The 11,942-nt window shown below is 54.6% G+C and carries 11 protein-coding genes; all 11 read right to left on the bottom strand.

Features of this window, described 5'->3' with window-relative positions:
- Nucleotides 1-66 precede the first annotated feature (66 nt).
- The gene (gene nifA / locus ACZ9IU_RS31320) at nucleotides 67-1,692 is read right to left on the bottom strand and encodes a nif-specific transcriptional activator NifA (RefSeq protein ID WP_040125993.1); all 1,626 of its coding nucleotides are present in this window, start codon (nucleotides 1,690-1,692) and stop codon (nucleotides 67-69) included.
- A gap of 157 nt (nucleotides 1,693-1,849) precedes the next feature.
- Complete coding sequence (locus ACZ9IU_RS31325; RefSeq protein WP_040125992.1) at nucleotides 1,850-2,146, bottom strand: ferredoxin family protein; 297 nt, start codon at nucleotides 2,144-2,146, stop codon at nucleotides 1,850-1,852.
- A 12-nt stretch (nucleotides 2,147-2,158) separates the two neighbouring features.
- Nucleotides 2,159-3,466, bottom strand: a complete 1,308-nt coding sequence (locus tag ACZ9IU_RS31330; protein WP_040125991.1) for an NAD(P)-binding protein — start codon at nucleotides 3,464-3,466, stop codon at nucleotides 2,159-2,161.
- Nucleotides 3,459-4,538 (bottom strand): electron transfer flavoprotein subunit alpha/FixB family protein, encoded by a 1,080-nt coding sequence (locus tag ACZ9IU_RS31335; protein ID WP_046636076.1) that lies wholly within the window; start codon nucleotides 4,536-4,538, stop codon nucleotides 3,459-3,461. The genes ACZ9IU_RS31330 and ACZ9IU_RS31335 overlap by 8 nt, the downstream gene beginning before the upstream one ends.
- A 67-nt stretch (nucleotides 4,539-4,605) precedes the next feature.
- Complete coding sequence (locus tag ACZ9IU_RS31340) at nucleotides 4,606-5,493, bottom strand: electron transfer flavoprotein subunit beta/FixA family protein (RefSeq protein WP_040125990.1); 888 nt, start codon at nucleotides 5,491-5,493, stop codon at nucleotides 4,606-4,608.
- A 287-nt stretch (nucleotides 5,494-5,780) separates the two neighbouring features.
- Entirely contained in the window at nucleotides 5,781-6,110 is a 330-nt protein-coding gene (gene fdxB / locus ACZ9IU_RS31345; protein WP_080719415.1) for a ferredoxin III, nif-specific, read from the bottom strand.
- 232 nt (nucleotides 6,111-6,342) lie between these two features.
- Nucleotides 6,343-6,840 carry a nitrogen fixation protein NifX gene (nifX, locus tag ACZ9IU_RS31350; protein ID WP_040125989.1) on the bottom strand — a complete coding sequence of 166 codons (498 nt, stop codon included), beginning with the start codon at nucleotides 6,838-6,840 and terminating at the stop codon, nucleotides 6,343-6,345.
- A 1-nt stretch (nucleotide 6,841) separates the two neighbouring features.
- Complete coding sequence (gene nifN, locus ACZ9IU_RS31355; RefSeq protein ID WP_040125988.1) at nucleotides 6,842-8,188, bottom strand: nitrogenase iron-molybdenum cofactor biosynthesis protein NifN; 1,347 nt, start codon at nucleotides 8,186-8,188, stop codon at nucleotides 6,842-6,844.
- An 18-nt stretch (nucleotides 8,189-8,206) separates the two neighbouring features.
- Nucleotides 8,207-9,637, bottom strand: coding sequence for a nitrogenase iron-molybdenum cofactor biosynthesis protein NifE (gene nifE / locus ACZ9IU_RS31360; RefSeq protein WP_080719414.1), 1,431 nt, complete (start codon nucleotides 9,635-9,637; stop codon nucleotides 8,207-8,209).
- A 55-nt stretch (nucleotides 9,638-9,692) separates the two neighbouring features.
- Nucleotides 9,693-11,234 carry a nitrogenase molybdenum-iron protein subunit beta gene (gene nifK, locus ACZ9IU_RS31365; RefSeq protein WP_040125987.1) on the bottom strand — a complete coding sequence of 514 codons (1,542 nt, stop codon included), beginning with the start codon at nucleotides 11,232-11,234 and terminating at the stop codon, nucleotides 9,693-9,695.
- Nucleotides 11,235-11,330: 96 nt separating this feature from the next.
- Nucleotides 11,331-11,942, bottom strand: a 612-nt coding sequence (locus ACZ9IU_RS31370) for a nitrogenase component 1 (RefSeq protein WP_498957863.1), incomplete at its 5' end; no start/stop codon positions are given.

An 11,942-nucleotide genomic window follows, 5' to 3' on the forward strand; every position in this document is an offset into this window, starting at 1 on the left:
GGATCAATGCTAGCGGGAAATGGCTTGGGAGACTAAACGGGCGCCGACACCCTTCAGGCAATTCCGTCACAATTCATTCAACTTTACACCGTGCTGGCGGACGGCATAAGATATCTGCCTGGCTGTTTTACCGAGTATCCGAGCCGCCTTCGCCTGATTGCCACCTGCCGTTTTCAATGCTGTCATCAGCAGCTCAGATTCAACGATACGATTTTTTTCTAGCGGTGATTTAAATGCGGCTCGGTCAGAAGTGGACATCAATCTGCCATGAGGAGGATCGGTGATATCAAAGTGGCTCGGAGGGGCCACACCTTTCCAAAGTCGGCTGGAAAAACATTGATCCTTTGCACAAGCGAAATCCGATGGCATGATCTTGTTTTCCATTGCAAGGGTCGCCGTACGTCGAACGCAGTTTTCCAGTTCTCGCACGTTGCCCGGGAAGGCGCATTTCGACAACAGATCGAGTGCATCCGGATTAAATTTTCGGTTGTTATCGTTCTCCTTGTTGAACTTCTCAAGAAAATGATTCGCCAGGCTGGTGATATCGCCGGAGCGGTCCCGAAGCGGCGGCAGGGCAATAGATACCACATTAATCCGGTAATAGAGGTCGGATCTGAAGTCGCCGTTCATCACAGCTGTCTCAAGGTTTTTGTTGGTGGCGCATATCAGGCGAACGTTGACCTTTCGCGTCTTTACTCCGCCCATCCTCTCGAATTCACCTTCCTGCAATACCCGCAATAGTTTTGACTGAAAATCGAGCCCTGTTTCACCAATCTCATCTAGCAGCAAGGTCCCGCCGTCGGCTAATTCGAAACGGCCTGCCCGCTCGGACACAGCTCCGGTGAAGGCACCTTTTTCGTGTCCGAATAGCTCCGACTCTAGAAGACCAGTCGACAAGGCGGCGCAATTCACTGCCACGAACGGTTTCTTGTGACGCGGCGACAGCGCGTGGATCGCTTTTGCGAATACCTCTTTGCCGGTACCGCTCTCACCCCTCAGCAACACCGCCGAATTGGTAGGCGCAATTTTTCTGACGGTCTCAAGGACCTCCCTTAGCGCCACGCTTTCTCCAACGATCCAGTCAAGTTTCTGATGCGTGGGAGAGGCATATACTCTCTCTCCCCCCGCTTTCTGATTCTCAGCAGTTGTCCGCTCGATGCTGCTGACCCCGGATCGGAGCCGGTGGAGTGTCCCCACCACATTGGCGACTGCTGTTAGGAACGCCAATTCCTCTTGGTAATTATAGCTTATTAGCCCGTCGTTGACCAGATCAACCCACAGCGCTGCAATGACCTTGTTCTCGATTTTAACTGGGACGCCGATAAAGGTGGTGGCGCTGTCGGGGGATTGTAGGAGCGAGGTTTTGAATAGCCTCGCCTTTTCCTTAGCCTCCACGACTGACGGCCGACCGGTATCAATAATCCTTTTAACCGTTGGCGGAGCCACAAACCGTGAAGTTATGGATGGTATACCGCGACCAGCCTTCGAACTTGCGGATATTCCTACCTCTCCGTTGGTGGCGGGGATCTGTATAGCGCTCTCCCGACACGGGAGAACGGAACACATAATATCCAGCACACTGTCAAGTCTAACCTCCAAACGAGTGGATGCCACCAACTCGTTAGAAATTCGATAGATTCCGATCAGCCGCTTATCCCGGCCGAACTCGTTCTTTCCCGGGGATTCGGTCAAGTCCTGCTCCGTGAAATAAAGGTAATTGCGATTTTGTGCGCCCGGAATTCGGTTGCGCTTAAACGTGGATTGCTTTGCTCACGTCTCCGGTGAATTATAATCGCATCCACAGGTACTGCAAATTACGGTTTAGAAAGGTCGAATTTTTCGCTAGACCTCATCCGAACTTGAAAAGGATCCCAAACCCTCCCCTGGGGTAATTCCAGTCGATCTCACCGCTGGCTTCGCATAACACTCTGCATGTGCCGCATTCCAAGCAGCCGTCTGTAACAACTTTAACCTGCCCTGCGTCGTCAAAACTGTAGCAGTTCGCTGGACAGATCTTAGTCAAGGCACGCAGACTAGCGCTTGGAGAGAGGTGCCTGCGCACTCTTATGTGCGGCCGGCCGGCATCGACGAGATAGCGGTTCCGATAGAGCTTTTCCTCGATGGGCTCGAAGCTGCTTTCGCTCATTTCAACTCTCCTTCAGCGCCAGGCACGGGCGATGCGGACGGCGTCGCTTACAAGGCCCCAACGGGACCGCGCCTTGATGAAGGCGTCGATCGCTGCCTTTTCTTTTTCAATTTTTGTCGAACCGTCAACTCGAACAAAGCCCTGCGCTGCCTGCGATATCAGCTTTGGATAGGTTGAAAACAAACTTTGGCTATTGGTATGCAAGAGGGCGGGCACATCTTTGTGCTTGATTAGATCTCTCATAACAAATGACTTGTCCAACATACTCTTATACAAGGAAAGATTATCCTTAGTCATAGGCCTCCCTTGGTTCTTTATTGTACAAATTGCCTCCCCCGCGATTTGGCCAGACGTCATGGCCAGGTTTGAGCCCTCCCTATGGACCGCGTTGTTCAGCTGTGCCGCATCGCCTACAACAACCCAGCCTTCACCATGCAGCTCGGGGATTGCTCTGAATCCTCCCTCCGGAATGAGATGGGCGGCATATTCCTTTACTTCTGAACCTGCCAGCAGCGGCTTGATGGAAGGATGGCACTTGAAGCCGTTGAGAAGGGTGTGGGGACTTTCCATACTTTCAGCCAACCCGGAGACGAGGCAACCGATTCCCAGGGAGACTGAATCTCGATTCGTATAAAGGAAGCCTAGGCCGGCCACGCCCCGCGAGATTGTTCCAAGTGCTTCGATGACGCAGCCCTGGTCTCCCGTCAGCCCGAAGCGCTCCGCGATCACGTGCTCCGGCAAGAAGTGCATTTCCTTGACGGCAAGAGCCACGTTTTGCGACTTCGGCACGTCGCGCAAACCCATCCGCGTTCCAAGCACCCCATTCACGCCTTCAGCGAGAACCACGACATCCGCAAGAATTGGCCGCCCCGCCCTATCAGTGTGGACGCCGATGACGTTGCCACTGCCATCGCGAGCAAGTTTCGTTGCTGTTGTCTCACATAGGATTGTTCCGCCGGCCTCACGCACTTTGCCCGCGAACCACTTGTCGAACTGAACGCGGACGATGGTGTAGCGGTTTGCTCTTTGCTCATTGAAGTCATGTGACCGATAGTGCATCCCACTGTGCGAGGTGTCGTCCATAATCCACAGTCGCTGCTCGACCAGATGTCGTTCAAGAGGCGCGTCATCGCGAAAATTCGGAACGATCCCCTCCAGCATGTTGGCGTACAATATGGCCCCTTGGACGTTCTTGGAACCTGGATACTCTCCTCGCTCCAACTGTAGCACCTTCAAACCCCGGCTAGCCATTGTGTAAGCAGCCGCGTTACCGGACATGCCGGCTCCTACGACGATGGCATCAAAACGCTCCCTACTCATAGGCCTTCACCCTCAGTTCACAAAGTTGACGCTCTCGGAAGGGCATTAGCCTAGAGAACGCCTTTGTCAGTGCCGGCAAAAGCCGATGTGCATCAGCCACCACCCCAACATGGGCGAAATCAAAGATCGGCGCGTGCGGATCATTGTTAATCGCGATGATCAAATCGGCGCCCTCGGCGCCGACACGGTGCTGGACCGCGCCTGATATTCCGGCGGCTATGTACAGTTTCGGTCGGATCGTCACACCCGTTTGGCCAATCTGCCTAAACGACGACGCCCAACCCTTTTGGACCAATGGACGTGTACAACCCATCTCCCCACCGATTGTTCTTGCGAGGGCGCCCACATGCTTCAGGTTGATTGCCGCGCCGATCCCCAGTCCACATCCAACCACGACGTCAGCTTTGGCGAGATCCGGACGGTCGGATCGATTATCGGCGAGGAAACCGATGACTTTGGTAGCAATCTCCTCCTCGACCATCGTAAGCTCATGCCGAATAATACGCCCGACTGGCTTGGTTTGTCGCTCAGGCATTGACATCACTCGAGGACGCACGGTTGCCATCTGTGGGCGAGAGTTGAGCGTGTAGATCGTACACAATAGCGAACCGCCGAAGGTTGGGCGCGTCGCGGCGAGAGACCCGTCGGAATCGATGTTCAGTTCAGTGCAATCGGCAGTGAGGCCCGTTTTCAAGCTTGTTGCCACCGAACCTGCGAGGTCGCGGCCAAGCGTGGTTGCGCCGAGAAGTAGAATTTCGGGTTTATGTATGGTGACGAGGTCTGTCAGCGCCTTGGTATAGGGCTCGTTTCTATAATTGGTCAGCAATTGGGACTCAACCAGGTAGACAAGATCGGCGCCATAGGCAAAGGCCTCTTCGAGGGCAGGGCCACCGCCTCCGCCTTTCGGCGGACCCATGACGACACCGGCGAGTTGAGCACCTAGTTTGTCAGCGAGTTTGCGGCCTTCGCCGAGTAATTCGATGGAGACGGGATTGACCTGGCTTTCCTCCAGTTCAATGTAAACCCAGACATGCCGATGATCCTGGAACTGTGTTGGCAACTTCATCATCATCCCACCACGGCTGGCAGCGGGAGACAGCGTCCCCTTATCTTGAGTGACCACAATTGGCCCTTTCTGCTTACGCACCTGATTTGGATAATGGCATATCTGCCAACTTCGGTTGATGGCTGGATATCCAGGCGACAAGCTCGTCAGCGACATGACCTACGGTCTTGCTAGCAGTCTCGAGTTGCACGGATTTTTGCGCCCTCGGCGTAGGAGCAAATACCCGCTTCACGACAGTCGGCGATCCTTTCAAGCCGAATTTATCCACTTCCCTAACGCCGAGATCTGCTACACCCCACGTCAGGATTGAACAACGTGCGGCACGCAAGGAGTCCTCGATAGAGCCGCGGCGAATGGTGTTGAGGCCGTCGGCCATGGTAACGAGGCACGGCATCTTACTCTCGATAAACTGTGTCCCGCCCTCCAAACATCTCTCTACGTCAACTGAGCGCCGCAAATGATCGATACGGGTGACCTTTTTGATATAGGTCAGTTGCTGGATATTCAGGCGCTTGGCAATTCCCGGTCCGACTTGGGCGGTATCGCCGTCGATCGTTTGTTTGCCCGTGAAGATAATATCGGGAGGACCGAAGCGTTCGCCGATCTTTGCGATAGCGCAGGCAAGAGCAAATGAGGTTGCTAGCGTATCGGAACCTGCGAAACGGCGATCTGTTACAAGTACCGCCCGGTCTGCCCCATATGTAAGCGCTTTGCGCAGCGCTTGCGCTGCCATCGGCGGCCCCATGGTGACGACGGTTACCTTTCCACGACTGGGGTTGCGCAACCAGCGCTTCTCCTCAAGTGCAAAGCGGTCGCGCAACCTGAGCGCCTCCTCAAGTGCAAAGAGGTCGTACGGGTTAATTATGGTTGGCACGCCTTGGCGCATGATTGTATTCGTCACCGGGTGGACGCGGATCTGGCTAGAGTCCGGCACCTGCTTGATACAGACTACGATGTGCATGATAGGCTTCTCCAAGCTCCGTCACGGCGGGTCTTCTGGGCACACCTTCTAGATGCAGCGTCCCACAAATGCACGTTTTACAGGTGTCATTATGGCCCCCACTGCCCTCAGTTATGCGGATGGCATTCGTTGTCGGGTTGCGCACGGCGCGGGCGTCGCGACATCTCTGTCTGAACTCACATCGAAGAGCATGGGCGCCCTCGCTTTGCACGTCCTTCGTAAGAGATGTTCCACAGAAGATCTTTGAAGTGATCGGTGCAACGAATATGAAATACCCGCAGAGAGGATTATTTATGAGGTTCACTCGGCAATAGGTCAGCCCTCACATAGACTTGGCAATTCTTGGGACAGACGCGGGCGCAGGCTCCGCAGCCGATACAGCGACCGGGATAGTCAACCGCCATAATTACGCGAGTGAGTTCTCCGTCGAAATCCTCCTCCGCTCCGCGGCAGACGCCAAGTATCTGACCTGCGTCGTTAATACCGTAAGGGTGCATGACCTCACGCGAGCAGACCTTAAAGCAACGCCCGCAGCCGATGCACGTCCCAGCATCGACAAAGTTTAGGTATTCCGGAATCCAACTGCAGCCGTCGCGGGTGAAGCCTGAACGGTTCATTTCGATTTCTCCAAAGCAGTGTAATCTCTTCGAGCAATGTCCCAAGCAGCAAAGCTAGAACATATCTGGACTGCAACTCGACCCGATGTGGTCCGCGTGGCAGAGAGGCTTTTTTGCGGATTCATTCAGAGATTCCCTTGCTGGCATCAGCCGCACGAGACAGTGGACGTCTTGACCGCGGTTTCCTCATTGGCACGAGGTGTAACTGTTCGAACTTCAAAGCTCGCCATCGTCAGCCTTTTTCGTCCAAGCGCGCTTTCTCTCCCCTGGCACCTGTCTGCGCTATGGCCCTACGGAGCCATGGTGGAGGGCCTGCTTTCAACCTACTCTGAACACGGGCCAGCAACGCCCCTATTCCTTCAGGCCGCGGCAGCTTGATCGGGTGGATATTCGCCGAAATAACTCTCGCCGCCGAAGGTCCGCCAATACCAATACAAAAGAAAAGCTGGCACGAGGCCAGAACCGCGATTTTTGCGGCCAGGCGCTCGTGATGCGGTGTTCGCTGAACGGCCAGCTCATCAGACAGATTTTCGAATACAACAGCTCCTATGAAACTGAGCGAATCTGGCGTCACATCGTAGATCGCAAATCGTTCGGCGGATCCGAAATGACCATTCAGCCTTTTCATGTCTTGAGTGGCGATCGCAAGCCGCAAGGTACCTGCAGGCCGCTCCGCCCCTATTTCCCGAAGTCGTTTGTCGACAAGCGAGAGACGACGAATGGAGCTCATCTTACACTTCCATATTGAGGGGCGAATCAGTTCTCCCAGGGCTTGGCCGGTGTTGGCTCGCCTGGATGATATTGGCAGCCTCGTAGATCAGGTCGCGGGTTCCCTGATAGAGGATCGTGAGCTTGTGTTGGTTGCCCAAGCGGTCGAAGACGGGAAAGCCGACGCGCATCAGCGGAATGTTAAGCCGATCTGCTGCTTGCCGGCCGTGCGAATGAGTAACGAGAAGGTCGGTCCCAGCAGCAAGGTGTTCAAGATTCCAAAGATCACCGGTATGGATGGTATCGAGCGAAACTGATTGAAGTGCTCTGGACATCCCAGTCGTGGAAACCGCTACTGCTACTTCCGCCCCCATCCCGGTGAAGAAGTCGATAAATTGGACCAACCGATCCGGATCGGAACCAATTGCTATTCTTTTGCCGGTTAGGTGAAAGTGCCCGTCGAGCATCGCGTCCTGCAATTGCATGCGGCGACGCCGAATGCTCAGCGGTGCTTCTTCTGACGAAATCTCGGCGAGTAGACTGATGAATCGATCAGCATTCTTTAGGCCCGTGAGGGATCCGAACAGCACGTAAGGGACGCCTGTAATTCGCTTCAACGCTTCAGCCGGTCGCCTCATTTGTTCCCCGATGGCGATGCACCGAATGGCCGAACCGAGGTGGCGAATTTCGTCAACTTTCGTGCCGCCGTACGTCGTCGCAACCCATTGCTCGGGTATGATGCCACCGAGCGATTTCGACAGATCAGGCAGGATTATTGGGTTTAGCCCGAAACGTTCCATTGTCTCGCGCAAATGCTCGAGATCAGCAACCGTTAGGTTTGACCCTGGCAAGACTGCGATTTTTGTGGCGTCGCGTGGGTGTTCGCCGGGCAGCGTAATCTCCTCGATAACAGCGGCAACCGCTGTGGACCAGCCCTCCTCCATTGCCCCCGCGAAATCCGGCGAACTGGCGAGCACCACCTCAGTGCCACTTAGCTCCGCGACCCGCCCGCCCTTCATTTTTAAGAGTTCACCGGCGATGTCGTCATCTCGAGTCTCGACCAGGGCAGAGGTGCATATCCCGATAACTCGCGGTTTGACCCGTGTCTTTAGGGTGAGGATTGCTTCCTCAAGACGATCAGCGCCGCCGAGAACCGTTACAATTTCGTCCATCGCCGTAGTGTGCAGGGGGATCGTTTCACTGAAATGTCTTCCAAGTAACACGAGCCCAAAGCTTGCACACCCTTGGCTTCCGTGGATCATGGGAATGGCACCATCGATGCCGAGAAACGCCAAGGCAGCCCCCAGCGGCTGAGACGATTTCAGAGAGTTGACTGCCGCAGCTTTTGTTTGGGAAAAGATATTAACCATTTGGGGTCTCAACCGCCCTCAATGCCCGAACTGAAGGGGAATGCGGTAAGGTTCGCGCTCGCCATGCTTCCTGATGTTTGCATCCCGATGCCGCTCCCATGGTGCGGGTTCGCGTAGTTCTGTCCAGATGGGGTTGTGGATTGCCAGGTAGGTCTGACGCACTAGCTGCACCATTCCCTCATAACCCGCGTAGGCGTGACGCCGCTCCTGGTTAATGTCGAGCCACGGCACCTTTGCCTTAAGAGCGATGAATTGCGTACGACCGCCCGACAGCATGATGTCCGCTTTGCCTCCTGTGAGCGTCGAGTAGAGCCTGCTCGGGGCAATCGAGTCATGCAGATGGCACTCCTCTTTCAGAACCTGCTTGATACGACCTCTATCGTCATCGGTAGATTTTTTGACCGATGTCGCCACGATCTCCATGCCGATCTCCAGCAGCGCATGGACCAACGACCAAGATTTCACCCCGCCGGTGTTGAGCAGGACGCGCTTGCCCTTGAGCCCGGCCCGGAATATTTCCAGCCGTTTCCATGCTCTGTTTTCTTCTACCGAGATAAGCGCTTCCGCGCGATCGAGAAGTTCGGAGTCGGCGCCGTTCTTGATTAACAGGCCAGCGATCCGCCGGAGTGCGTTCGATGTGCCAGAGATGCCATAGAAGGAGCCTTCAAAAAAGGGAATATCCCAGCGCTCCTCCATTTTTTGAGCAAGATTGACGAGGGCCGACGAGCAGACCACCATAGTCGCACGCGCGCGGTGAGCAGAGGCGACCTGCAAATAGCGGGCGTCGCCAGGAATGCAGGCGCGAACGCGGATTCCGAGTGTGTCCAAGAGCGGCTTCACGAGCCAGAATTCGCCGGAAATATTGAATTCGCCTAAGATATTGATGTCGTTAGGTCCGCAGTCCTCAGGCTCCACCGTGCCAATAACATGATCAAACAAGGCTTGGCCAGCAAGCCTATTGCCGAGCTTCTTCGCACCGAGAAAGCCAGGTGCGTTGACCGGCACCACCGGAATCGCGAATTCTGCCGTTGCGGAACGGCATATCGCCACAATGTCGTCGCCGATCATCGCAGGGACGCAGGTTGCATAGACAAAGATCGCTGCCGGTGCGTGGTCCTTTTTGATCTCGCAGATGGCATCGACGAGTTTCCGCTCGCTATGCCCCATCAATATTTCGAGTTCAGTTAAATCCGTCGTGAAGCTTGTCCGCCAAAGCCCAGGACCTGACGATGCGGCCCCGCGATTGTCCCAAGAATTGCCTTCGCAGGCCAACGGCGCATGTATTAGATGGGCTACGTCCGAAATAGGCTGTAAGACTACTTTAGCTCCGTCAAACGCGCAGCCCGCGGCGGCTCGTAGGTTGAATGGCTTTTTGGCACCATTGCCGCGGATTATCTTGCACAGCGGCTCGCGGACGGAACCTTGAGGTGTCGAGTTGATTGAGAGCATTCGTTGACCTTGAAATCGATGAACAGAGGGCCGGCCCCCAGACCGGCCGTTCCTCCTATCGGGTGAGGTCGTAAGAAAAGTCAGTCGCACCTAGCGTCATCGTCTCATGATCCAGCTTGTCGAAGATCTTGTCGAGGATAGCCGTTAGAACACGCAAACCTCCAACATATCCCATGAGAGGAAACCGGTGGTGGTGGTGCCGGTCGAAGATTGGAAACGTCAGTCGAATCAATGGAGTTTCAGCATCGCGCTCAAGATATTTCCCATAGGAATTACCGATCAGTAGATCAACCGGTTCGGTGAACAAAAGGGATCTCATTGCCCACAGATCCTTGCCGGCCCAAACCTGCGCATCTTTACCGAAGGGCGACGATGCGAGTAATTCCTTCATCTCGGTTTCCCACGCAAACGTGCCATTGGTGGCCAAGCAGTGGGTGGGCTCGCCGCCAGTCTCCATAACGAAACGTGCGATGGCATAAACAAAGTCGGGGTCGCCATAGATGGCGTACTTCTTTCCGTGTAGCCACGACTGGCTGTCTGCCATGGCATCGATCAACCGGCCTCTCTCCAGCCGGACGGCTTCGGGAATGGTCTTACCGGATATCCCAGATATTTTCATCAGGAATTCGTCAGTCCCTTGGATACCCAGCGGATAGTGGAAGGATGCCGTCTCCTGTCCAACTTCTTTGCAGTATTCAAGGGTCTTACGAGTATTGTAGTGCTGCAACGACACTGTCGTGCCGGCGTTGAGTGCTGCCTTCACATCATCGAGCTTTGTGCCTCCGTCATATATGCGGAACTCACCATCGGATGGTGTATCGAATTGATCTGAGGCGTCCGAAATAAATGCGTAGGACACGTCCATCAAGGTGAGCAGTCGCTTTAATTCACGTATGTTGCCAACACAAAAGCCGTCGAAACCTGGGATAATATTGATACAACTTGGGTTCTTACTGCGCTCTTTGCCGGCCCAAAAATGCTCCAGTATGCCTTTGACCATACTGTCATAACCATCGACATGGCTTCCGACGAAGGCCGGTGTGTGTGCGTACGGTACGTCAAAATCCGCTGGTACGGACCCTTCGTTCCTGGCATTCTCGATGAAACCATGTAAATCGTCGCCAATCACCTCCGCCATACAGGAGGTGGAGACTGCGATCATCTTCGGGTCGTAGAGTTTGTAAGCGTTGGCAAGGCCGTCGACCATATTTTTCAAGCCGCCGAATACAGCTGCGTCTTCAGTCATTGACGAGGACACCAGGGAGGACGGTTCCTTGAAATGCCGCGTCAGATGCGATCGATAGTAGGCAGCGCAGCCCTGACTTCCATGCACAAAAGACATTGTCCGCTCGAACCCGGCGGCTGCGAAAACCGCGCCTAGCGGCTGGCACGCCTTTGCGGGGTTAACGACGAGCGCTTCGCGAGCCAGATTTTTCTCGCGATATTTCCACGTCTTTGTAAAGTCACGTTGATCCGAAGCGACTTGGTCCGGGTGAGAAGATTCGAAGTTTATCTTCTTCTCGGCCAACATCTTCCTGTATTCCGGCTCGCGGAACAGGGCAGCATGATCCAGGATTTTTTCGGCTGGTCGCGTCATGGCGTCACCTTTCTCAACGGCTGTACCGTTGCGCGGAGGCCTACCTATCCTCAAGCACTTTACGTTTTAGCAACTTCTTACCAACAGGGCGGGGTCTTATTCGGCTGCGACCGCTGCGAGTGCCGTAGCCTTTTTCCAAGGTGCCTCGTAAAGGCCCCATATCGGGTTGTTTATCGCGAGATCCATGTCGCGGGCGAAGATCGCAAAACCATCATAACCGTGATACGGGCCGGAATAATCCCAGGAATGCATCTGACGGAACGGTATGCCCATCTTCTGCACCGTGTATTTTTCCTTGATACCCGAGCCAACGAGGTCAGGGCGAATCGCATCGATGAATTTCTCAAGTTCGTAACCATTGAGATCGTCGTAGATCAGGGTGCCCTTTTTGGTATAGTGACTGGTTCGCTGATAATCATCACCGTGACCGAATTCGTAGCCGGTGCCGACGACCTGCATTCCGAGATCCTCATAGGCAGTAATGACGTGACGCGGGCGCAAGCCGCCGACATAGAGCATCACCCTTTTGCCATTGAGACGCGGACCGTACTTGTCCGTCACAGCATCGATGAAAGGTTGATGCTTGGCGATCACTTTTTCGGTCGTATCCTCAATCTGGGGCCCAAAGTGCTTGGCTATGGCGCGAAGCGAGGTTGCAATCTGAGACGGACCAAAAAAATTGTACTCCATCCAAGGTACGTCGTACTT

Source organism: Mesorhizobium sp. USDA 4132 (assembly GCF_056279545.1).

Excerpts from the sequence above, each read along its gene's own strand:
- nifE (WP_080719414.1), bottom strand. The coding sequence starts at position 9,637 with ATGCTCTCAATCAACTCGACACCTCAAGGTTCCGTCCGCGAGCCGCTG.
- ACZ9IU_RS31340 (WP_040125990.1), bottom strand. The coding sequence starts at position 5,493 with ATGCACATCGTAGTCTGTATCAAGCAGGTGCCGGACTCTAGCCAGATC.
- ACZ9IU_RS31325 (WP_040125992.1), bottom strand. The coding sequence starts at position 2,146 with ATGAGCGAAAGCAGCTTCGAGCCCATCGAGGAAAAGCTCTATCGGAAC.
- fdxB (WP_080719415.1), bottom strand. The coding sequence starts at position 6,110 with ATGAACCGTTCAGGCTTCACCCGCGACGGCTGCAGTTGGATTCCGGAA.
- ACZ9IU_RS31330 (WP_040125991.1), bottom strand. The coding sequence starts at position 3,466 with ATGAGTAGGGAGCGTTTTGATGCCATCGTCGTAGGAGCCGGCATGTCC.
- nifN (WP_040125988.1), bottom strand. The coding sequence starts at position 8,188 with ATGGTTAATATCTTTTCCCAAACAAAAGCTGCGGCAGTCAACTCTCTG.
- nifX (WP_040125989.1), bottom strand. The coding sequence starts at position 6,840 with ATGAGCTCCATTCGTCGTCTCTCGCTTGTCGACAAACGACTTCGGGAA.
- nifK (WP_040125987.1), bottom strand. The coding sequence starts at position 11,234 with ATGACGCGACCAGCCGAAAAAATCCTGGATCATGCTGCCCTGTTCCGC.
- ACZ9IU_RS31335 (WP_046636076.1), bottom strand. The coding sequence starts at position 4,538 with ATGATGATGAAGTTGCCAACACAGTTCCAGGATCATCGGCATGTCTGG.